Source organism: Pseudomonadota bacterium, assembly GCA_016719885.1.
Taxonomy (GTDB): domain Bacteria; phylum Pseudomonadota; class Gammaproteobacteria.
Genome location: JADJYF010000003.1, coordinates 62,991 through 85,088 on the forward strand (window position 1 = coordinate 62,991; position 22,098 = coordinate 85,088).

23 protein-coding genes are annotated in these 22,098 nt (G+C 65.5%); 4 read left to right on the forward strand and 19 right to left on the reverse strand.

Annotated elements, in window-relative coordinates; translation table 11 throughout:
- Positions 1–61: 61 nt before the first annotated feature.
- Together rpmF and IPM80_03350 are read right to left on the reverse strand one after the other, a co-directional pair.
- Positions 62–238: a 50S ribosomal protein L32 gene (rpmF, locus tag IPM80_03345; GenBank protein ID MBK8957472.1), complete on the reverse strand. Its 177-nt coding sequence runs from the start codon at positions 236–238 to the stop codon at positions 62–64.
- 34 nt (positions 239–272) lie between these two features.
- A complete protein-coding gene (locus IPM80_03350) occupies positions 273–785 on the reverse strand; it encodes a DUF177 domain-containing protein (GenBank protein ID MBK8957473.1) in 513 nt (170 codons plus the stop codon).
- 51 nt (positions 786–836) lie between these two features.
- Here IPM80_03350 and maf point away from each other — a divergent pair, with 51 nt between their 5' ends.
- Entirely contained in the window at positions 837–1,469 is a 633-nt protein-coding gene (maf, locus tag IPM80_03355; protein MBK8957474.1) for a septum formation inhibitor Maf, read from the forward strand.
- Here the strand turns inward: maf and IPM80_03360 are convergent.
- The 3 genes from IPM80_03360 to IPM80_03370 all read right to left on the reverse strand — a co-directional run bounded on the left by IPM80_03360 (position 1,461) and on the right by IPM80_03370 (position 4,052).
- Positions 1,461–2,351: a S49 family peptidase gene (locus IPM80_03360; GenBank protein ID MBK8957475.1), complete on the reverse strand. Its 891-nt coding sequence runs from the start codon at positions 2,349–2,351 to the stop codon at positions 1,461–1,463. The genes maf and IPM80_03360 overlap by 9 nt on opposite strands.
- A gap of 112 nt (positions 2,352–2,463) precedes the next feature.
- Positions 2,464–3,135 (reverse strand): HAD-IA family hydrolase, encoded by a 672-nt coding sequence (locus IPM80_03365; protein MBK8957476.1) that lies wholly within the window; start codon positions 3,133–3,135, stop codon positions 2,464–2,466.
- On the reverse strand, positions 3,132–4,052 hold the full coding sequence (locus tag IPM80_03370; protein MBK8957477.1) for an RluA family pseudouridine synthase: 921 nt from the start codon (positions 4,050–4,052) through the stop codon (positions 3,132–3,134). The genes IPM80_03365 and IPM80_03370 overlap by 4 nt, the downstream gene beginning before the upstream one ends.
- Positions 4,053–4,528: 476 nt before the next feature.
- Between IPM80_03370 and IPM80_03375 the strand changes: the two genes are divergently transcribed.
- The gene (locus tag IPM80_03375; protein ID MBK8957478.1) at positions 4,529–7,279 is read left to right on the forward strand and encodes an Rne/Rng family ribonuclease; all 2,751 of its coding nucleotides are present in this window, start codon (positions 4,529–4,531) and stop codon (positions 7,277–7,279) included.
- A gap of 39 nt (positions 7,280–7,318) precedes the next feature.
- On the opposite strand, the gene IPM80_03380 is transcribed toward IPM80_03375, so the two are convergent.
- From IPM80_03380 to rpoE, 14 genes are all read right to left on the reverse strand, one after another.
- Positions 7,319–8,899 (reverse strand): peptide chain release factor 3, encoded by a 1,581-nt coding sequence (locus tag IPM80_03380; GenBank protein MBK8957479.1) that lies wholly within the window; start codon positions 8,897–8,899, stop codon positions 7,319–7,321.
- A gap of 62 nt (positions 8,900–8,961) precedes the next feature.
- On the reverse strand, positions 8,962–9,342 hold the full coding sequence (locus IPM80_03385) for a holo-ACP synthase (GenBank protein MBK8957480.1): 381 nt from the start codon (positions 9,340–9,342) through the stop codon (positions 8,962–8,964).
- Positions 9,339–10,061 carry a pyridoxine 5'-phosphate synthase gene (locus IPM80_03390; protein MBK8957481.1) on the reverse strand — a complete coding sequence of 241 codons (723 nt, stop codon included), beginning with the start codon at positions 10,059–10,061 and terminating at the stop codon, positions 9,339–9,341. Before IPM80_03390 ends, IPM80_03385 begins: the two co-directional genes overlap by 4 nt.
- A 55-nt stretch (positions 10,062–10,116) precedes the next feature.
- The gene (gene recO / locus IPM80_03395; protein MBK8957482.1) at positions 10,117–10,836 is read right to left on the reverse strand and encodes a DNA repair protein RecO; all 720 of its coding nucleotides are present in this window, start codon (positions 10,834–10,836) and stop codon (positions 10,117–10,119) included.
- A gap of 68 nt (positions 10,837–10,904) precedes the next feature.
- The gene (gene era, locus IPM80_03400) at positions 10,905–11,801 is read right to left on the reverse strand and encodes a GTPase Era (GenBank protein MBK8957483.1); all 897 of its coding nucleotides are present in this window, start codon (positions 11,799–11,801) and stop codon (positions 10,905–10,907) included.
- Positions 11,798–12,475 carry a ribonuclease III gene (rnc, locus tag IPM80_03405; GenBank protein ID MBK8957484.1) on the reverse strand — a complete coding sequence of 226 codons (678 nt, stop codon included), beginning with the start codon at positions 12,473–12,475 and terminating at the stop codon, positions 11,798–11,800. The genes era and rnc overlap by 4 nt, the downstream gene beginning before the upstream one ends.
- 10 nt (positions 12,476–12,485) lie before the next feature.
- Positions 12,486–12,887, reverse strand: a complete 402-nt coding sequence (locus IPM80_03410) for a DUF4845 domain-containing protein (GenBank protein MBK8957485.1) — start codon at positions 12,885–12,887, stop codon at positions 12,486–12,488.
- Positions 12,888–12,905: 18 nt separating this feature from the next.
- On the reverse strand, positions 12,906–13,739 hold the full coding sequence (gene lepB, locus IPM80_03415; protein ID MBK8957486.1) for a signal peptidase I: 834 nt from the start codon (positions 13,737–13,739) through the stop codon (positions 12,906–12,908).
- Positions 13,736–15,544, reverse strand: coding sequence for an elongation factor 4 (gene lepA, locus IPM80_03420; protein MBK8957487.1), 1,809 nt, complete (start codon positions 15,542–15,544; stop codon positions 13,736–13,738). The genes lepB and lepA overlap by 4 nt, the downstream gene beginning before the upstream one ends.
- Positions 15,545–15,637: 93 nt before the next feature.
- Positions 15,638–15,862: a glutaredoxin family protein gene (locus IPM80_03425; protein MBK8957488.1), complete on the reverse strand. Its 225-nt coding sequence runs from the start codon at positions 15,860–15,862 to the stop codon at positions 15,638–15,640.
- Positions 15,863–15,911: 49 nt separating this feature from the next.
- A complete protein-coding gene (locus tag IPM80_03430; GenBank protein ID MBK8957489.1) occupies positions 15,912–17,363 on the reverse strand; it encodes a DegQ family serine endoprotease in 1,452 nt (483 codons plus the stop codon).
- Positions 17,364–17,373: 10 nt separating this feature from the next.
- Positions 17,374–18,258: a MucB/RseB C-terminal domain-containing protein gene (locus IPM80_03435; protein MBK8957490.1), complete on the reverse strand. Its 885-nt coding sequence runs from the start codon at positions 18,256–18,258 to the stop codon at positions 17,374–17,376.
- A gap of 97 nt (positions 18,259–18,355) precedes the next feature.
- The gene (locus tag IPM80_03440) at positions 18,356–18,910 is read right to left on the reverse strand and encodes a sigma-E factor negative regulatory protein (GenBank protein ID MBK8957491.1); all 555 of its coding nucleotides are present in this window, start codon (positions 18,908–18,910) and stop codon (positions 18,356–18,358) included.
- Positions 18,911–18,924: 14 nt separating this feature from the next.
- Complete coding sequence (gene rpoE, locus IPM80_03445) at positions 18,925–19,506, reverse strand: RNA polymerase sigma factor RpoE (GenBank protein ID MBK8957492.1); 582 nt, start codon at positions 19,504–19,506, stop codon at positions 18,925–18,927.
- Between the two features lie 218 nt (positions 19,507–19,724).
- Between rpoE and nadB the strand changes: the two genes are divergently transcribed.
- Positions 19,725–21,338 carry an L-aspartate oxidase gene (gene nadB, locus IPM80_03450; protein ID MBK8957493.1) on the forward strand — a complete coding sequence of 538 codons (1,614 nt, stop codon included), beginning with the start codon at positions 19,725–19,727 and terminating at the stop codon, positions 21,336–21,338.
- Positions 21,335–22,090, forward strand: a complete 756-nt coding sequence (locus IPM80_03455) for an SDR family NAD(P)-dependent oxidoreductase (protein ID MBK8957494.1) — start codon at positions 21,335–21,337, stop codon at positions 22,088–22,090. Before nadB ends, IPM80_03455 begins: the two co-directional genes overlap by 4 nt.
- Positions 22,091–22,098: the final 8 nt, after the last annotated feature.

Consider the following 22,098-nt stretch of genomic DNA (forward strand, 5'->3'; position numbering starts at 1 on the left):
TGCGGCAGCGAACGGTGCGACGTCCCCCCAAGGACGTCGAGCCGCTCACCGGGCGACTGGATTATTCTTTGTCCGCCAGGACCTTCTTGCCACGGTAGTAGCCGTCGGGGCTGACATGGTGGCGCAGATGGGTCTCGCCGGTGGTCGGCTCTTCCGACAGGGCCGGGTTCTTCAATCGATCGTGGGAACGACGCATGCCCCGGCTCGAAGGGGTCGGTTTGTTCTGTTGGACTGCCATGATGCACTCTCCGCTTCAAATATTCCGTCTGTCTTCACTCTTGCTCGCGTGACTTGAGCAGATCCGCCAAGCCCGCGAACGGCTGCTTGCGATCGCTTGCGACCGCCTGCGCCTCGAAACTGTCGTCTGCCGGGCAGTCCTTGCGCTCATGCATGGGCGCCAAGGGACAACTCAACAAAATTTCGTCCTCTATCACCTCGCGCAACGGCAGCATGCCGTCGACGAGTTCCACACTGTCCTCTTCGTCGTGATCCTGCGACGCTGGCGCCTTGACATGCGCGACCAGGTCCATGTTCACGGTCACCGGCCATGCCGTCCATTCGAGACAGCGCTGGCAGTGGGCTTCGAGCGGCGCGGTTATGCGCGCCTCGATGCGAAAGCCGCCGCCGTCTCGCGCGCTGCAACCAAGCTCCACCGTCACCGCGCCGGTCACCCGGTAGGGCTCGTCGATACGCGCCAGGCGCGCCGGGCTCAATACACCGCTCAGCACCCCCGTGCCCGCCGCGAGTTGGCGGCATTCGATCTGTTCGGGTAGTTCGCTGGCCATGAGGGCGCGGTAGTATAGGCCAAACATCAGCGAGTTAGAACACGAGATTTCATGTCCGGCCCGGCCTCGTCCAATGCGCCCCCCCGCCGCGCCTCAGCCCGCTTGCTGCTCGCGTCCTCGTCCGTCTACCGCCGTGCCCTACTCGAGCGCTTCGGCTGGCCGTTTTCGTGCCGGGCGCCGCACGTCGATGAGCGCGCATTGCCGCACGAAGCGCCCGTTGAGTTGGTCAGACGCCTGTCGCTGGCCAAGGCGCGTGCGCTGGTCGACGAGGCGCCCGACGCACTCATCATCGGCAGCGATCAGGTCGCGGTGCTCGACGGTCGCATGCTCGGCAAACCGGGCGACGAGCCGCGCGCGGTGGCCCAACTCGAAGCCGCCTCGGGACGCACCGTGCATTTCCTGACCGGCTTGTGCCTGCTCGATGCCGCCCGCGACACTCATGAACTCGCGGTGGTCGCCACCGAAGTCCGCTTCCGTACGCTGACGTCGGACGCCATCCGCAACTACGTGCGCCGCGAACAGCCCTTCGATTGCGCCGGCAGTTTCAAGTGCGAGGGGCTGGGCATCGCCTTGTTCGACGCGATCACGTCCGACGACCCGACGGCCTTGATCGGGCTGCCGTTGATCGCGCTGCGCGCCATGCTGGAACGGGCCGGATTCGATGTCCTGGCCGGTTCACCATGACCAGCCGCGGGTACTGACCAGCGTGCTCAGCATCGATACGCCGGTGCGCTTCAAGAGGCCTTCGACGGAATAGTCGCGGGGCGTGAAGTCGACGATTTTCTCCGCGCCGATGACATCGCGGGCGACGCCACCGGCCGAGCCGAATTCGTCCACCAGCCCGAGCTCCAGTGCCTGGGTGCCGGTCCACACCAGCCCCGAGAAGATGTTCGGGTCTTTGCTGAGCTTGTCGCGGCGTTTCTTCTGTACGGTATTGACGAATTGCTGATGGATCTCGGCGAGCAGCTTGTGCACGTGCTCGACGTGCACCGGGTCCAGGTCGCTGAACGGATCGAGGAACCCCTTGTTCTCACCGGCCGTGAACAGGCGCCGCTCGACGCCGAGCTTGCCGAGGCTGTCGACGAAGCCGAAGCCGTCCATGCGCACGCCGATGGAGCCGACCAGGCTGCCCTTGTCGGCGTAGATCTTGTCAGCTGCCGCCGCCACGTAATAGCCGCCTGAAGCGCAGATGTCCTCGACCACCGCGTACAGCGGGATGTCGGGATATTTTTCGCGCAGGCGAAAGATCTCGTCATTGATATAGCCGGCCTGGACCGGGCTGCCGCCGGGGCTGTTGATACGCAGGATGACGCCGGCGGTCGACGAGTTCTCGAAGGCCGCGCGCAGGCCCTTCACCATGTTGTCCGCGCTCGCTTCGCTGCCGTGGGCGATGACGCCCTGCAGGTCGACCAGCGCGGTGACCTTGCCGCCGCCCATGGTCGCGACGTTCCAGTCCGAGGGCAGCGACATCAACATGAAGCCGCTGACATAGAGCACCGCCAGCAGCTTGAAGAAAATGCCCCAACGCCGCGCGGCGCGCTGTTCGCGCAGGAATTCGAAGGACATGCGCTCGAACAGCCGGTTTTCCAGGCCGGTGGACGGTTCGCCGCTGGCCGGCTTGGAAGTGGATGGCGGGTCTTGCTCGGGATTGTCCCAGCCCATGGCCTGTGCTCCTGGCTTAGATCATCGTGGAAAGGCGTTGGTTGAACCCGGCGACGGCATCGGCGAGTTCGTGTATCGCGTCGACCACCAGCGCCGGCCGATGTTCGAGCAGGCGCGCGCGCGGATGCGCGCCGTAGGTGACGGCGGCCGCGTGGGCGCCGGCGGCGTGCGCCATCACGAGGTCGAATTCGGTGTCGCCCACCATCAAGGCTTGCTCGGCCGGCGTATCCAGATCCCACAGGATGTCGCGCAGCATGGCCGGGTCCGGCTTGGGCGCGCATTCCTCTCCGCAGCGGCTGGTGGCGAAATAGTCGCCAACGCCACTCTCCTCCAGCGCGCGGTCTAGGCCGCGACGGCTCTTGCCGGTGGCAATCGCCAGCAGGTAGCCGGCGGCACGCAGCGCCGCGAGGCTCGCTTCGGCGCCGTCGAACAAGGGGCTCGGTATCGCGTGCAGACGCGCATAGCGATTGCGGTAGCCGTCGACGATCGCGCCGAGCCGGGCGGCGGGCAGGCGCGGCGCGAGCCGCGCGACCGCGTGGCCGAGGTCGAGGCCGATGATCTCGCGCACCGCGGAGGCCGCTGGCGGTGGCGCCCCCTCCCCGGCGAAGGCCTGCTGCATGGCGGTGACGATGCGCGCCTCCGAATCCATCAGCGTGCCGTCCCAGTCGAACACGATGAGGGTAATCATCCCGTCCGGCGCAGATCCTTGAGCAGCGCGTCGAGTTCGGCCGGCAGCGGCGCCTCGGCCTCGATGCGACGTGCGCCACTCTCGAAGGCAATCGACGCTGCGTGCAGGAACAGGCGCTTGAGCCCGCGTGCCGCCATGGCGCGGTTGAACTCGTCGTCGCCGTACAGGCGATCACCGGCCACCGAATGGCCGATGTGCTGGGCGTGGGCGCGGATCTGGTGCATGCGCCCGGTCACCAGCCGCAGGCTGACCAGGGAATGGTCGCCGACGGGCTCGACCTTCTCGACGATGGTTTGCGACGCCTTGCCGTCGCTGTTGACGCGCGCGCGCTTCTCGGCGCCCTGCTCGCGGTCGGCGGACAGGGCGGCGCTGATGGACTTGAGGTCGGCCGGCAAGACGCCGCGCATCAAGGCCACGTAGCGCTTCTCCATTTGGCGCTCGCGGATCTCCTCGTGGAGATTGCGCAACACGTCGACCTGCTTGGTGAGAATGAGGCAGCCCGAAGTGTCGCGGTCCAGCCGGTGAGCGAGATCGAGGCGCGCCACCGCCGGGCGCAGTTTGCGCGCAATCTCGATGACGCCGTAGGCGACGCCGGTGCCGCCGTGGCAGGCCAGGCCGGCAGGCTTGTCGACAATCAGGAAATGCTCGTCCTCGAACAGCACGGCGGCCTCGAGCTGTGCGAGGCGACTGTCGGGAATGTGGATCTCGCCCGGCGCGACGGCCACCACCGGCGGGATGCGCAGCACGTCGCCGGCGGACAGGCGGTAGTCGGGCTTGCAGCGTCCGCCGTTGACCCTCACCTGGCCGCTACGCAGCAGCTTGTACACCAGGCTCTTGGGCGCGGGCTTGAGCAGCAGCAGCAGGTAGTTGTCGATGCGTCGACCGGCGTGCTCCGCCGTGACGGTCTCGGCGCGCACCGCGGTACGCGTGCCAGAACTGGACGGATCGGTTTCGTGATTGCTGAGCAGGCTCAAGGTTGTTATAGTCCACGTCGATTTTCGCGCCCCAAGGGCACGGATTTTGAAAGCGGAAATGCCCTATACGATGGGAAGTTACGGCTAGGCTTCGAAGTATTTTAGCAATCCCGTCAGACGTTCTGCCCGCACGCACAGTTTCGCATCCGCGGGGGCAGGACGGTAGCAGTCAGCGTTTATCTGGTTCGAAACGCGGCTTAACACCGGTCTGACCGGGTCATCCCATGCGGGCTCCGCGCAACGGCGGCCGTGGCAGTCAACTCCACGTGCAGTGTATCAATCGAAGTCGGTTCGAGGCAGTCATGCCAGCACCGGCTGGGGTTCGCCAGTGTTTGGCGACGTCCGAGCACGCAAGTGCCGGAACTTTGCGGTTCCACTCGTACGCCTCTCGCTGAAGCCCCGTTACGGGACTTTTGACAATGAAAAGAATGCTGGTCAACGCGACCCAGCCGGAAGAGCTGCGCGTTGCATTGGTCGATGGGCAACAACTGTACGACCTCGACATCGAAGCAACGGGCAGAGAACAGAAAAAATCCAACATCTACAAAGCGAAGATCATCCGCATCGAGCCCAGCCTCGAGGCGGCCTTCGTCGATTACGGCGCCCAGCGCCACGGCTTCCTGCCGTTGAAGGAAATCTCCCGCTCCTATTTCAAGGACAAGGGTAAGGGCACCGGCGGCAACGGTGGCCGCGTCAACATCAAGGACGTCCTGTCCGAAGGCCAGGAACTGGTCGTACAGGTCGAGAAGGAAGAGCGCGGCAACAAGGGCGCGGCGCTCACCACCTTCATCAGCCTCGCCGGCCGCTACCTGGTGGCGATGCCCAACAATCCCCGTGCCGGTGGCGTGTCTCGCCAGATCGAGGGGGATGACCGAGACGAGGCTCGCGAGGCCATGTCCGGGCTCGAAATCCCCGAAAACATGGGGCTCATCCTGCGCACCGCCGGTGTCGGCAAGTCGACCGAAGAGCTGCAGTGGGACCTCGACTACCTCATGCAGCTGTGGAAGGCCATCGACGAGGCCGCCGAGAGCCGCAAGGCGCCGTTCCTGATCTTCCAGGACCGCAACGTCATCATCCGCGCCGTGCGCGACTACCTGCGCAACGACATCGCCGAGATCCTGGTCGACGACCGCAAGCTCTACGAGCAGGCCCAGGAGTTCATGCAGCAGGTCATGCCGCAGAACCTCAACAAGCTCAAGCTCTACGAGGACAGCGTGCCGCTGTTCACGCGCTACCAGATCGAAGGCCAGATCGAGACCGCCTTCGCGCGCTCGGTGCGCCTGCCCAGCGGCGGCTCCATCGTCATCGAGCCGACCGAGGCCCTGATCACCATCGATATCAACTCATCGAAAGCCACCCAGGGCGGCGATATCGAGGAGACCGCGACCCGCACCAACCTCGAAGCCGCCCAGGAAATCGGCCGCCAGATGCGGCTGCGCGACCTGGGGGGACTCATCGTCATCGATTTCATCGACATGCAGTCGGCCAAGAACCAGCGTGCGGTGGAGAACACCCTGCGTGATGCCGTGGCCGCCGATCGCGCACGCGTTCAGATCGGGCGCATCTCGCGCTTCGGCCTGCTGGAAATGTCGCGTCAGCGCCTGCGTCCGTCGCTCACCGAGTTCAGCCACGGGGTGTGCCCGCGCTGCGACGGCGTCGGCACCATTCGCAGCGTCAAGTCGACCGCCCTCGGTGTGCTGCGCCTCATCGAAGAAGAGGCCATGAAGGATTCCACCGCCAAGGTCACCGCCCAGGTGCCGGTGGATGTCGCCACCTTCCTGTTGAACGAGAAGCGTCAGGACGTGACCGGTATCGAGGCGCGCCAGGAAGTGCAGATCCTGCTCATTCCGAATCAGAATCTCGAGACCCCGCATTTCGAGATCCAGCGTATCCGTGAACAGGACCTGCCGAAGATGCATCTCGGTGAGTCCTACGAAATGGTCTCCGAGGTCGAAAGCCCGACGGTCGACCTGACGCGCAGCAAGCCCACCCCGCCGCAACAGCAGCCGCTGGTCAAGGACGTGGTGCGTGCCGCGCCCCAGCCGGAGCCGCCGCCCGCGCCGGCCGCCGACGCACCGCGCCCGGGCTTTTTCGCCAAGCTGTTCGGCGGCCTGTTCGGCGGTGGCGAAGCAGCGCCGGCGCCGGTGCAGCAGACCGGTCGCGCGCGCAGCGCTGGCGAAGAGCGCGGTCGTGGTGGCCGCGATGGCGAACGCGATGGACGTGCCGATGGCGGCCGTCGCAGCCGCGGTGGCGCCAATCGGCGCGGCGGTCAATCCAATCGTGAAGGTGGCAACCGCGAAAGCGGCAACCGCGGCGAGCAGGCCGGTCGTGAAGGCGGCAACCGTGAGCGCGCTAATCGCGACGGTGGCCAGCGCGAGGTCAACGGCAATCGCGAGCAACCCGCCGCGCGCGAAGCGGGCAACCGCGACACCGGCAATCGCGATACCGGTAACCGGGATGGCGGCAACCGTGACGGCGCGCCGCGCGAGGGCGGTGAACGTCGTCGCGGCCGGGGCCGCGGTCGCGGCAACCGCGACAACGCGCCGGTCGTCGACGCCGAAACGGGCGTGGTCAACGACGAGCAACCGCGCGGCGGCGATGGCGAAGGCAACAGCGGTGGCCGTGGTCGCCGCGATGGCCGTCGTGAACGCCCGCGCCGCGAAGAGCAGGCCGGCGCCGTGGCGCTGGTCGAGGTCGCCGACGACGCGCTGTCCGAGACGGTGGAAGCCACGACGACCGTGGCCGCGCATGGCCTCGACGAGTTCAATACGCCGCGCTACGACTACGACGAAGACCCGACCGAGAGAAACCCCAATCCGGTCCCGGAGAACGTGCAGGTGATCGCCGCCGCGGAAGACGAGCCGGCGCCACTGGTCGAAGACGACAAGCCGACGCCGGTCGCGGTGCAGAACCATTTCGAGTTCGAGCCGTCCGAGGCGCCGACCGTGGTGGCCGGTACCGACGCCGAAGTCGAAGCCGCGCCGCCCAGCGCCGCGGTGGAGGAAACGGTGCCGAGCGTTGCTGAAGCGGTGCCGGTGGCGGCCGCGCCGGCTGCAGGCGTCGAGGAAGAGGAAATCCAACCGACCGCCGACCCGGCCAGCGTCGCACCCATCGCCGCCGCCCATCACGGTGAGGACGACGACGACGACAATCGCGGCAACCGGGTCTGAGTCTCTACGGCTGCGGTCGCGCAAGGTGACCGCAGCCTGCTACTCCAGCATTTCGCGCGTGGCGCGGAAGTTGATCTCCGGAAAGCGTTCCTGTGCAAGCCCGAGGTTGACCATCGACGGCGCGAGGTAGGCCAACTGCCCCGCGCCATCGATCGCCAGGTACTGGCCCGAGTGGGCCTTGAGCTTGTCGATGTCCGCGTCCTTGGCCGCCGTCACCCAGCGTGCCGTCTGCACCGAGATCGGTTCGAAGATGCACTCCACCGAGTATTCGTACTTCAGCCGCCACGCCACCACGTCGAACTGCAGCACACCCACCGCGCCGAGCACGATGTCGTTGCGGTTGATGTAGCTGAACACCTGCGCGGCGCCCTCCTCGCACAGCTGCGTCAGGCCCTTGATCAGCGCCTTGCTCTTCAAGGGATCCGCGGTGCGCACGCGGCGGAACAGTTCGGGGGCGAAACTCGGAATGCCGAAGAACTTGAATTTCTCTCCTTCGGTGAAAGTGTCGCCAATCTGGATGGTGCCGTGGTTGTGGATGCCGATGATGTCGCCGGCCCACGCCGACTCGGTGGCGTCACGGCCTTGGGCCATGAAGCGGATGGCATTGGGCAACTGCACCTGGCGAGCGAGGCGCACGTTGTAGAACTTCTTGCTGTCCTGGTACTGCCCGGAGCAGATCCGCACGAAGGCGATGCGATCGCGGTGATTGGGGTCCATGTTCGCCTGGATCTTGAACACGAAGCCGGAAAAGCTCGGCGCGTCGGCCGGTACTTCGCCCTGCGTGGTGTCGCGCGGCAAGGGGCCGGGCGCGTATTCGACGAAGGCGTTCAGCAGCTCGCGCACGCCGAAATTGCGCAGCGCCGTGCCGAAGAACACCGGCGTGATGCGCCCGGCGAGATAGTCCTCTTCGTTGAACTCGGTGCCCGCGCCTTCGATGAGTTCGATTTCCTCCATCAGCGTCTTGGTGCTCTCGGGAAAGCGTTGCCGCGCTTCCTCGAGCGAGATCTGCTCGGCCTCCTCGCGCTGGTCGTTGTCGCCGCCACGCACGTAGGGGATGACGGTGCGGGTGCGAAAATCGAAAATGCCATCGAAATGCTGCCCGGAGCCCAGCGGCCAGGTCACCGGCGCGCATTTGATCTTGAGCACGGTCTCGATTTCGTCGAGCAGGTCCAGCGGATCGCGGGCATGGCGATCGAGCTTGTTGATGAAGGTGATGACCGGCGTATTGCGCAGGCGACACACGTCCAGCAGCTTGATGGTGCGGTCTTCCACGCCGCGCGCGGCATCGATGACCATCAGCGCCGAGTCGACGGCGGTCAGGGTGCGGTAGGTGTCTTCCGAGAAGTCTTCGTGACCGGGCGTGTCGAGCAGGTTGATGACGCGGTCGCGATAATCGAACTGCATCACCGAGGATGTCACCGAGATGCCGCGCTGCTTTTCAATTTCCATCCAATCCGAGGTCGCATAGCGCGCGCTCTTGCGCGCCTTGACGGTGCCGGCGATGTTGATTGCCCCGCCGAGCAGCAGCAGCTTCTCGGTGACCGTGGTCTTGCCGGCGTCGGGGTGGGAGATGATGGCGAAGGTGCGACGACGCGCGATTTCTTGTTGGCTGGTGGACATGGTGTGCTGCGTTGAATGAGATGCTTTGGAGCGGGTGACGATTGCAAGCGGCTGCCCGCCGCTCAGGGCGTTTCGAGGATTACGTAGGCCACCACGAAACCGCCCTCGTCGGTGAGCGAGATGTGGCTTGCCGAGATGCCCATTTCGGTGAACAGGCGGGCCGCCTGGCCGGACACGCCGAGATTGGGTTTGCCACTCGGCGAATGCACGACGTACATCTGGCGCGGCGCCACGCCTTGCTTGAAGCCCGTGCCGAGCGCCTTGGAGGTCGCTTCCTTGGCCGCGAAGCGCATGGCCAGGAAGCGCCCCGGGTTGCGCGTGCGCGCGAAGTCGCGCAGTTCGCTGTCGGAGAGGATGCGTTCCGGAAAGCGCATGCCGAAGCGTTCGTAGGATTCGCTGAAGCGGCGGATCTCCGCCATGTCGACGCCGATGCCGCGGATCACGGTGCGGCCTTGCGCATCGCCAGTTTCATTTCCTCGACCGCGCCGGTCATGCCGACGAACAGCGCGCGCGCCACGATGGAATGACCGATGTTGAGGTCGCGTATCACCTCGATGGCGGCGATCGCCGCGACGTTTTCATAGTGCAGGCCATGGCCGGCGTTGACGATGAGACCGGCGGCGGCGGCCCGCGCCGCGCCGGCTTGGATCAGTGCTAGCTGCTTAGCCTGTTGCCCGGCCTCCGTGGCGTCGGCATAGGTGCCGGTGTGCAGTTCGATGGCGGCCACGCCGAGGCGCGCGGCGGCATCGATCTGCGCTTCGCTGGGGTCGATGAACAGGGACACTTCGATGCCGGCGCGCGCCAGGTGGGCGCACAGCGGGCCGAGCTGTTCGTAGCAGGCGACGACATCGAGGCCGCCTTCGGTGGTCAGCTCGGCGCGGCGCTCCGGCACGATACAGCACGCCCATGGCCGCACCGCGCAGGCGATGGACACCATCTCGTGGGTGGCCGCCATCTCGAGGTTCATGGGCACTTCGAGGCTGCGGCGCAGCTGGTGAACGTCGGCGTCCTGGATATGGCGCCGGTCTTCACGCAGGTGAATGGTGATGCTGTCGGCGCCACCGACCTCGGCGGCGCGCGCGGCAATCGCGAGATCCGGGTAACGGGTACGGCGTGCCTGGCGCAGGGTCGCGACGTGGTCGATGTTGACTCCGAGATTCATGCTTCAAGTTCTCTGCGGCGGCAAGCGCGTGGTGATCGAAAATGCCGGCGCAATTCTACGGCTTTCCGCCCGCCAGCGCTTCGAACAGCTTGCGCGACGTCAGCGGGCGGCCATCGAGATGGTGATTGAGCACATGACGCATGAGGTGCTTGGCCTCGCGCAGTGCCTGGGGTGACAGCGGTTCCTCCGCCGCCAATGCCAGCAGGGTCGCGCCGTGCACCTTCGAGCCGGTGGCTTCGGGCCCGACCGGTACCGCGCCGCGCTCGACGTCGTAGTGATAGCACGCCTCGGCCGCGAGCGCCTGGTCGCCGCCCGCCTCGCAATCGAGCTGCAGGCCGAAGCCGAGCGCATCCAAGAGCTGCTTCTCGAAGCGTCTCAGGATCTCCTCGATGGCGCCCTCGCCGGCCAGCGCCGCCAACGTGGCGCAATAGATCTCGAAAAGTTCATGGTTGGGATCATGGCTGGCGGTCAGGCGCATGACGAGTTCGTTGACATAGAACAGGCAGTAGAGACGCTCACCCGCCAGCATAGGCGGATGGGCCAAGGGTTCGGCGCGCACCAGGTTCATGAGTTCACCGCGGCCGACGAGCTGCAGGCGCAAAGGCACCAGTGGCTGGAGGCTGGCGGCCAGCGCCGAGTTGCGCCGCAAAGCGCCGCGCGCCACCGCCGCCACGCGTCCACGGGTCTCGGTCAGGAATTCGACGATGAGGCTGGTCTCACGGTAGCGGCGACTGTGGAGCACGTAGCCTGAATCATCGGCGGCGTCGGTGGCCATGTCAGTGAGCAACGGCCTGTAGGTGCGAATTCATTCCCACCTACATGGGCGCGTGACATGGGCACACTTCAATCGCCCAGCCCCAGCGGCTGCATGGCCTCGGCGCTGTCGGTCCAGCCGCGCCGGGTCTTGACCCATACGCGCAGAAACACACGCCGCTGCAGCAGTTGCTCGAGATCCTGGCGCGCCTCGGTCGAGATGCGCTTCAACAGCTCGCCGTCCTTGCCGATCACGATGGATTTTTGGCTGTCGCGTTCCACCCAGATGGTCGCGAGGATGCTGGTGAGGTTGTCCTCGTCCTTGAAATCGTCGATCAGCACCGTGGTGCGATAGGGCAACTCGTCGCCGAGGAAGCGCAGGGTTTTCTCGCGAATGATCTCGCTGGCGAAGAAGCGCTCCGGGCGGTCGGTGATCTGGTCGTGGGGATACAGATGCGCACGTTCGGGCATGGCACGACTGAGTTCGTTCACGAGATCATCGACGCCCGAGCCCGTGCGCGCGCAGATCGGAATGATGGCGGCGAACTGCTTGTTCGCGCTGAGTTCCGCGATCAGCGGCAGGAGATCCGCTTTCGATTTCAGGAGATCGTGCTTGTTGAGCGCCAGCACTATGGGCAGACCGGCCTCGCTCAGCATGTCGTACACGACCTGGTCGTCGGCATGCCAATAGCGTGCGTCGGCAACCAGCACCGCGCGGTCGACATCGCCCAGCGCGTGGCGCACCTGGCGGTTCATCTGGCGGTTGAGTTCGTTCTTGGGATGACGCTGCCAGCCCGGCGTGTCGACGAACACCAACTGCGTGTCGTCAATGGTCTTCACACCCAGGATTTGATAACGCGTGGTCTGCGGCTTGCGCGACGTGATGCTGAGCTTTTGGCCAAGTATGCAATTGAGCAAGGTCGACTTGCCGACATTGGCGCGGCCGACGATGGCGACCAGGCCGCAGCGTTCCACGGGCGTGCTCATCGCGGATTCAACAGCTGCAAGGTGGCGCGCGCGGCGGCTTGCTCGGCCTTGCGGCGTGTCGGCCCGCTGGCGACGACCGGCTCCGGCAGGCTGTCGACCTGGCAACTGACGGTGAAAACTTGCTCGTGGGACGGGCCCGATATATCCATGGTCTTATACTCCGGCAGGCTGCGACGCCGGCTTTGAAGGAATTCCTGCAAGGCGGTCTTGGCGTCCTTGCGTGTGCTGTCGGGGTCGATACTGCTGAGCCGCGTGGCGAGCAGGCGCAGCACCGTGTCGCGGCAGGCGTCCATGCCGCCGTCGAGATAGATGGCGCCCAGCAGCGCTTCGACGGCATTGGCCAGGATCGAGTCACGGCGCCAGCCGCCGCTCTTCAATTCGCCTTCGCCCAGGCGGATGAGATCGCCGAGATCGAGACCGCGCGCGACCTCGGCCAGGCTCTCGCGATTGACCAGGGTCGCGCGAGTGCGCGTCAACTGGCCTTCGTCGGCGTCGGGAAACTGCGAAAACAGGTGCTCGGCGACCACCATGCCGAGCAGTGCATCGCCGAGGAATTCCAGTCTTTCGTTATGACGGGCGCCCACGCTGCGATGCGTGAGGGCGCGCGTCAGCAGGCTTTCGTCCTGGAAGGCATAGCCCAGCGTGCGCAGGATTTTGCCGGCGATGTGCTGCAAGATTTCGGCGTCAGTCGGTCTTGACCGGACCGAATTCCTTTACGTTGCGGTAGTTCATGATGACGTCGAGATTGCTGAACAGCGGCGCGCGGATCTCGTATTCGATGACCACGACCTTGTCATTGGTGCCCTTCTTCTTGCCGACCGTCACGACCTTGGACAGGCCCGGGGTGTCGAAGCGATCGACGTCGCTGACGTCGAACTGGCGCATCAAAGCCTGGACCACTTCGCCCTTGCTCATGCGCGCCGCGTCCGGATTGGCGCCGAGATGCTCCATGGCCTGGTCGACTTTCATTTTTTCGTTGTAGACCGGCCACAGCTTCATGGCCAACAACGCGGCCGCGCCCAGCACGATACAGCTGGTGATGAGGCCGCTTAAGGTCACGCCCCGTTGATGTCGCTTCGAATTCATTGCCTATCCCCCCGTTGGTCAGTGAATCATGGATCCGATGCGCTTCACATCGGGGCCGCTGTCCCAATTCATCCAGATGAAGAACGCGCGCCCGACCAGGTTTTGATCCGGAACGTAGCCCCAGTAACGCGAATCGCGGCTGTTGTCGCGATTGTCTCCCAGCACGAAGTAATGGCCGGCCGGCACCTTGAATTCGCCGTTGGGCGAGCCGGCGCCCGGCGTCAACAGGATGTCGTGTTCGACCTCCCCCAGGTGCTCATTGAACATCATGGCGCCGGTGTTGGACGCCGCGGATCGTACACCAACGAATGTTCCCTTCGGAACCGATTCGACCAGTTGGTCGTTGATATACAAGGCCTTGTCGATGTAGCGCACGGTGTCGCCCGGCAGGCCGACGATGCGCTTGATGAAGGGCGTCGAGGGGTCGAGCGGATAACGGAACACCACCACGTCGCCGCGCTTGGGCTGGCCGAGTTCGATGACCTTGCGATTGAGCACCGGCAGGCGGATGCCGTAGTCGAACTTGTTGACGAGGATGAAGTCGCCGATCAGGAGTGTAGGAATCATCGAGCCGGACGGGATGCGAAACGGCTCGACCACGAACGAGCGCAGCAACAGCACCACCAGGAAAATCGGAAAGAACGAACGCGCGTAGTCGACCAGCCACGGCAGTTCTGGCGCATCGAGCGCCAGCGGCGCGTCGACACCCGCGCCCGCCTGGGCCGCCTTGTCGCGCGCTTCTTCGCGCGCGGCGCGCAGTCGCGCCGGCGCGAATACCAGGCTGTCGCAGGCCCAGATCACGCCACTGACGAACACCAGCAGCGTCAGGATCGCGGCGAAGTCCCAAATCATGGCGTCTTGCCCACTTTGAGCACCGCCATGAACGCCTCCTGCGGAATTTCGACCGAGCCGAACTGTTTCATGCGCTTCTTGCCCTCTTTCTGCTTCTCCAGCAACTTCCGTTTGCGCGTCGCATCGCCGCCATAGCACTTGGCCGTGACGTTCTTGCGCAAGGCCTTGACCGTTTCGCGCGCGATGATCTTGGAACCGACCGAGGCCTGGATGGCGATGTCGAACATCTGGCGCGGAATGAGCTCACGCATCTTGGCGGTCAATTCGCGGCCGCGGCGCTGGGCGAGATCGCGATGCACGATGACCGACAGCGCATCGACCTTCTCGCTGTTGATGAGGACATCGATCTTGACCATGTCGGCGGCCTGGTAGTGCGAGAAGTTGTAGTCCATCGAAGCGTAGCCACGGCTGACGGACTTCAGACGGTCGAAAAAGTCGGTGACCATCTCCGCCATCGGCAGCAGGTAGCTGACCGACACTTGGCCTTTGATGAAGTTGAGCTTGGTCTGCGCGCCGCGTTTGTCGATACACAGGCTGATGATGTTGCCGAGGTAATCTTGCGGCACCAGGATGTCGACCGTGATCAGCGGCTCTCGGATCTCCTCGATGGTGCTCGGTTCCGGCAAATGGGCCGGATTGTCGATGTAGCGGGTGTCGCCGTTGCGCATCACCAGTTCATACACCACGGTCGGCGCGGTGGTGATGAGATTGATGTTGTACTCGCGTTCGATGCGCTCCTGGATGATCTCCATGTGCAGCATGCCGAGGAAGCCGCAGCGGAAACCGAAGCCCAGCGCTTCGGAGGTCTCGGGCTCGTAGTGCAACGCGGCGTCGTTGAGGCGCAGCTTGGCGAGCGCCTCGCGGAAGGCCTCGTAGTCGCCTGAGTCGATGGGATAGAGCCCTGCGAACACGTTCGGCTTCGATTGCTTGAAGCCCGGCAAGGGTTCGCTCGCCGGCCGCGCCGCGCCGGTGATGGTGTCGCCGACCGGCGCACCGTCGATTTCCTTTATGCCGGCCACCAGGTAACCGACTTCACCGGTCAGCAGCGCACTCTTCTTGACGCGCTTGGGCGTGAAGATGCCGACCTCGTCGACGTCATGATCGCGGCCGGTCGACATCATGCGGATACGGCTCTTCTGGTGCAGTTCGCCGTCGAACACCCGCACCAGCGACACCACGCCGAGGTAGTTGTCGAACCAGGAGTCGATGATCAAGGCCTTGAGCGGCGCGTCCACGCTGCCGGTCGGCGCCGGCACGCGTTCGACCAGCTGCTCAAGCAGGTCGGCCACGCCGACGCCGGTCTTGGCGCTGACATGGATGGCGTCGGTGGCGTCGATACCGATGATGTTTTCGATTTCGGTGCAGACGCGGTCAGGTTCGGCCGACGGCAGGTCGATCTTGTTCAAGACCGGGATCACCTCCAGACCCTGGTCGACCGCGGTATGGCAGTTGGCGACCGACTGCGCTTCCACGCCCTGCGCCGCGTCCACCACCAGCAGCGCGCCTTCGCAGGCCGCCAGCGAGCGCGACACCTCGTAGCTGAAGTCGACGTGGCCGGGGGTGTCGATGAAGTTCAGCAGGTAGGTCTTGCCGTCGCGCGACTTGAAGTCGAGGCTGACGCTCTGCGCCTTGATGGTGATGCCGCGTTCCCGCTCGATGTCCATGGAGTCCAGCACCTGGGCCTCCATTTCGCGCTCTTCCAGGCCGCCGCACATCTGGATGAAGCGATCGGCCAAGGTCGATTTGCCGTGGTCGATGTGGGCAATGATGGAAAAATTGCGGACGTTTCGATTCGCGGGCTGCATGGGGCTCCGATGGGCGGCGGGCGGTTCGCCCGAAAAGCACGCGATTCTAGCGCAGACTGCCGCCGGACACGATGCCGCGACCGGCCGCCGCGCTCAGCCCGCGGCAAGCGCCGCGGCGGCGCGCTCGGCGCGAAAGCGGAACGCGCAGATCTCCTGCTCGCCACGCAACAGCAGCGGCACGCGCAGGCCGTAGCGCTCGGCGAGCGCCGGCGACGAATCGACGTCGACCACCGCCAGCTCGAAGCGGCCGTGGCCCGCCTCCCACGCGCGCAGCGCCGTTTCGAAGCTCGTGCACAACGGGCAATCGAGGCGCGTCATCAAGGTCCAGCGCGGCGCCTCGCTGGCCGCCGCGCTGCCGGCGCCCGTCTCAGCCATTCTTGGCCGGCACCTTCATGGCCAGGAACAGCGGCCCGCCCTGACGCTGGATGAGGATGGGCACGGTCTTGCCCGGCGTGAGGGCCTCGACCTGCTCACGGAAATCCTTCAGGCCGCCAATCTTGCGGTTGTTCATCTGCAGGATGATGTCGCCGGTACGCAGGCCCGCGCTGTAGGCCGGGCCGTCGGCGATATCTTCGACCAGCACGCCGCCGTCGTTGACCTCGGCCTGCTCGCGCTGCTGCTTGCTGGGCTCGACCACCGCTATCTTGAGCTTGGCATCGAGCTTGGATTTTTGCGCTTCGCCGCCCGCCGCGACTTCCGGCTGCTCTTCCGGCAGCGCGCCGATCTCGATGGTCGACTTCTGGCGCTTGCCGTCGCGGATGAGCTCGACCGCGATCTTGTCGCCGACGTGGGTATTGCCAACCATTGGCGGCAGATCGGAGGAACGCTCGATGTTGGCACCGCTGAAGCTGAGGATGATGTCGCCGGTGCGTAAGCCCGCCTTCTCCGCCGGGCTGCCTTCCAGCACCTTGGACACCAGTGCGCCGGTCGGCTTCTGCATGTTGAACGATTCGGCGAGCTCCGACGTCACGTCCTGGATCAGGACGCCCAGCCAGCCGCGCGTCACGCTGCCGTGGTCGCGCAGCTGCTGGTAGACGTTCAATACCACCTGGATGGGAATGGCGAACGATACGCCCATGAAGCCACCGGTGCGGCTGTAGATCTGCGAGTTGACGCCCACCACCTCGCCCTTGAGGTTGAACAAGGGGCCACCGGAGTTGCCGGGGTTGATGGCGACATCGGTCTGGATGAACGGCACGTAGTTTTCATTGGGCAGGCTGCGGCCCTTGGCGCTGACGATGCCGGCCGTCACCGAATAGTCGAAACCGAAAGGCGAGCCGATGGCGAGCACCCATTCGCCGACCTCGAGCTTGTCCGAGTCGCCGGTGCTGACGGTCGGCAGATCCTTGTCGGTTTCAATCTTCAGTACCGCGATGTCGCTGCGTTGGTCCGAGCCGATGAGCTTGGCGGTGTGCTCGCTGCGGTCGGACATGCGCACGATGATTTCGTCGGCCTCGCGCACCACGTGGAAGTTGGTGATGACGTAGCCGTCCTTGCTGAGGATGAAGCCCGAGCCCAATGACGAGCGCGGGTCCTGGCCGCCGGGTCCGCCGTCGGGGCCGCCCGGCCCCTCGTCGCCGAAAAAGTGCCGGAAGAAATCGCCGAGCGGCCCGTCCTGGGGAATATCGGGCATGTTGAGGCCGGGCGGCAGGCGCTCGCTCAGCTTGGCGGCTTTCATGGTGGTGCTGATGTTGACCACCGCCGGACTGTTCTTCTTGGCCAGCACGGTGAAGTCCGGCAGGCGCACGTCCTGGGCGTGGGCCATGGGCAGGCCGGCGAGGGTCACGGCCGCGATCACGGCCAGCATCAATGCTCTCATCGTCACTCCATCACTCGTTGATCTTGGCTACCGAGGTCGCGATGCGCTTGACGGTCGGCAAGGGCACTTCGCCGACCACGGTAATCTGGTGCATGTCGTCCAGTCGGCTGAAGGCGTTCACCGCGCCGCGCGAGGACTGGCCGCGCAGCGCGCGCTTTTCATCGTCGACGGCCTCGACGAACACCGACACCATCGCCAGCCCGTCGGAATACACCAGGTGACTGACCGGCCCGCGTTTGTCCTCCATGTGCTGCAAACTGCTTTCCTTGAATTCGAAGCCGGGCGGCAACCATGCCGCCTGCCAGTCCGGCGGCGTGCGGCTTTCGTCGCCCGGGTCATCGTAGTCGCCGTCCGCGTCGGTGCGCCAACTGAAGGCGGTGCCCTTGATGCCGGGCTCGAGCAGCTCGGCGGCGATGTCCGGACGCACGTCGAGCTGGGTGAACTGCACCTGCTCCAGCGACTTGCCGTCGCCATTGACGATGGCGGACTTCAACAGCAGCTTGGTGTCGGTGTCCAGCCACAGCCGGTACCCATAGCGGTCAGGCGCGCGCGGTGTGACGGTCACCACCATGGCGTTGCGTCCCGCCACCCGGTCCTGGCCTTCGACGGCGAAGGCGTAGCTGCCCGAAAGCTTTTCCACCGGGGCGGAAAAGCCGATGCCGATGATGTCACGCGGCGGGTTCTTGTCGGCTGCGCCGCCGCCGTCGTCGGCCGACAGGCAGGTCACATCCGAGCCTTTACGAATGACTTCCCGCGCCGGGCCGGACAGCGAGATCAGGCGCTCGCTCTCCACGTCGTCGGCATAGCGATGGATGAGCCGCATGCTTTCCAGCCGGTCGCCGCGCTGGTAGACGAACACGCCGTCATAGCTGAGCGTGCGGGTGGCCTCGTGCATGGTTCGCAGCGCCGCTTCGGCTTCCGGCTCGGCGGCCCATGCAATGCCGCACCACAGCGCGGCGACCAGGGTCGCCGCACCGCGGACCGAGCGAGCGTCAGGGCCGTTCGAAACCGACGATGTGAACATAGGAATGAGTGCCCGGCGCGCTCTGGCGGGCACGCTTGTCGTTGAAGTCGTAGAGGTAGACGTTCAAGCGCCGCTCGGCTTCGTCCTCGCGCACCATGTCGGCCTGGCTGATGGTGGCATTCGGCAAGGGCTCGGCGCTCGGCGCCGTGACCGGCGCCGGGGCGCTGTTCTGTGCGACGGGGTTCAAGGCCGGGCCGGCGTCGGGTCGCGGCGCCGCTATGATCAGCGCGACCGCCGCCAGGGCCGCGGCGGCGGCCAGGGCGAGCCCCACGCGCGGTGCGCGCGGCGGGCTCGAGGGTGCGGGGGCGTTGTGGGCGGGAAAGGCGACGACGTTGTCAGGGTAAGGTTGGGCGGCGATATCGGCGGGTTCGGCGGCGCTGGCGCGCAGCGCGTCGCCGATCAGATGGTAGCGGCCCCAGGCGGCGCGAGCCCGCGGTTCAGCCAGTACTTCGTCCAGCGCAGCGCGCGTTTCGTCGCCGGGCAGCTCATCATCGATCAGGGCTGAGAGTCGTTCATCATTCATGGTCCCGCACCTCGTCAATCTTCCAGCAGCGGTTTCAATCGCAGGTCCACGGCCTCGCGCGCGCGGAAAATGCGCGAACGTACCGTGCCTATCGGACAATCCATGACTGTCGCTATTTCTTCGTAACTCAGGCCGTCCACTTCCCGCAGCATGATGGCGGTGCGCAAATCGTCGGGCAACTTGGCTATCGCATCAATCACGGTCTGGCGGATCTCTTCGGTCAAGAGCAGGCGTTCGGGCGTCTCGAGCGTGGACTGCATGTCCTCGATCTCGAACTGCTCGCCGTCCTCGTTGCTGCCGAGGTCGACGTCGCTAGGACGCCGCGCGGCGGCCACCAGGTGGTTCTTCGCGGTGTTGATCGCAATGCGATACAGCCACGTGTAGAACGCACTCTCGCCCCTGAAATTCGGCAGCGCCCGGTAAGCCTTGATGAACGCGTCCTGGGCAACGTCGAGAGCGTCGGCAGGCTCGCGTACATAGCGGCCTACGAGCTTGACGATGCGGTGCTGATACTTGAGTACCAGCAGATCGAATGCGGACTTGTCACCGTGCTGTACCCGCGCCACCAATTCGGTATCGGTCATGCTGTCGCCCATCGCCGCACTAAGCCTGTATCATGGCGTTGGCGCCGGGCGCAAACTCAAATCGGTTGACCATCGGGGGCTGGGTAAGTTCGTGGTGGCACAGGATCGGGCCAGGCACAGAATTTAGCAAGCGTAACCGTAGACCAGCGCGCGCCGATCGCCGGCCCGGCTGCTTGGCAAGACTTGAGGACGCCCGTCGAGTTCCGCGGCCCCTCGTTTGGAAACATCCAATGACGCGATCGGAATCCTGCGATGTCATGGTCATCGGCAGCGGCGCAGCCGGCCTGTCCCTGGCCCTGACCCTCGCCGCGCGTGACCACCGCGTGGTGGTGCTGAGCAAGAACATCGCCAGTGAAAGCGCCACGCTCTACGCCCAGGGCGGCGTGTCGGCGGTGATGGACCATGCCGATTCCATCGAATCGCACATCGAGGACACCCTGATCGCCGGCGCCGGCCTGTGTCGACGCGAGGCCGTGGAATTCATCGTGCGGCATGGCCGCGAGCGCATCGAGTGGCTGATAGCCCAGGGCGTGCCCTTCACCACCCGCACCTCGAAGTCCGGCGCGGTCGAGGTGCATCTCACCCGCGAGGGTGGTCACAGCCATCGCCGCGTGGTGCACGCCGCCGACGCCACCGGTCGCGCCATCGAAATCACTTTGCTCGAGCGGGTGCGGGCCAATCCCAACATCACCCTGCTCGAACGGCACATGGCCATCGACCTGGTCAGCTCCGGCAAGCTCGGTTCGGTGCCTGACCGCTGCGTCGGCGCCTACGTGTTCGATGTCGAGCATCAACTGGTCAAGACCATCGCGGCGCGCTGCTGCGTGCTGGCGACCGGCGGCGCCGGCAAGGTCTACCTCTATACCAGCAATCCGGATGTCGCCACCGGCGACGGCATCGGCATGGCCTGGCGCGCCGGCTGCGCGGTGGCCAACATGGAATTCGTGCAGTTCCACCCAACCTGCCTCTACCACCCGCAGGCCAAGACCTTCCTGTTGACCGAGGCCTTGCGCGGCGAAGGCGGCGTGCTGCGGCTGGAGAACGGCGAACGCTTCATGCCCAAGTTCGACCCGCGCGCCGAACTCGCGCCGCGCGACATCGTGGCGCGCGCCATCGACCACGAGATGAAACGCCTGGGCCTCGATTGCGTTTACCTCGACGTCACCCACAAGCCGCGCGAGTTCATCCTCGAACACTTCCCGACCGTCTACGAAGAGTGCCGCAAGTACGGCATCGACATGACCGTCGACCCGATCCCGGTGGTGCCGGCGGCACATTATTTATGTGGCGGCGTGGTGACCGACACCGGGGGGCGCACCTCCCTGCCCGGCCTGTATGCCATCGGCGAAGTGGCGTGCACCGGCCTGCATGGCGCCAACCGCATGGCCAGCAACTCGCTGCTGGAGTGCCTGGTGATGGGCGACGCGGCGGCGGCCTCGATCCTCACCGCGCTGCAGTCGCGTGAACCGGCCATCGACATCCCGCCGTGGGACGAGAGCCAGGTGACGGACGCCGACGAAGAAGTGGTGGTGTCCCATAACTGGGACGAGTTGCGACGCCTGATGTGGGATTACGTCGGCATCGTGCGTACCACCAAGCGCCTCAAGCGCGCGCGCCGACGCGTCGAACTGCTGCATGCCGAGATCAGCGAGTTCTACGGCAATTTCCGCGTCACCGGTGACCTCATCGAGCTGCGCAACCTGGTGCAGGTGGCAGAACTCATCATCCGCGCGGCGCTCAAGCGTCGCGAGAGCCGTGGCCTGCACTACACGCTCGATTATCCCGCCACCGATGACGTCAACTACCGGCGCGACACGGTGCTGCGCGCCGGCGATTTCAGTTGAACCAAGATCACGAGCACATGACCCATAGCGGCGAACTGGCGGGCAAGACCGTCCTCATCACCGGCGCGAGCCGCGGTATAGGCCAGGCGGTCGCGAAGGCGGCGGCGGCGGCCGGCGCCACAACCCTCTTGTGCGCGCGTGACGTGCGCGCGCTCGAAGCCATTGCCGACGCCATCGAAGCGGCGGGCGGCCCGGCGCCGATCCTCGCGCCAGTCAACCTCGAAACCGCCAGCCTCGCCGACTACGGCGAACTGGCGGACCTGGTCGCCGCGCGCTGCGGCTGCCTCGATGGCCTGGTCTTCAATGCCGCGGCCCTCGGCGAACTGGCGCCGCTCGCGAGCTACGACCCGGTGACCTGGGCACGGGTATTCCAGGTCAACGTGCACAGCGTGTTCCTGATGTTGCAAACCCTGCTGCCCTTGGCCATGGCAGCGCCCTCGGCATCGGTGTTGTTCACGCTGGCCGCCGAAGGCATGGGCGGCAAACCGCATTGGGGCGCCTACGGCGCGTCCAAGTTCGCATTGCGTGGCCTGTTCGAAATGCTGGCGGCCGAGCATGTGAACAGCGCGTCCCTGCATGTCAACGCCGTGCTGCCGCCACCGACGCGTACGCGCCTGCGCCAGGCGGCCTACCCGGCCGAGCATCCGGGCGCGCTCGCCGATCCGGCCGTCATCGCCCCTCATTACATCCGCCTGCTGAGCACGCGCGCCGCCGACCAGCGCGGGCGACTGCTGACGATTCCTGCCACCTGAGCCGGCTC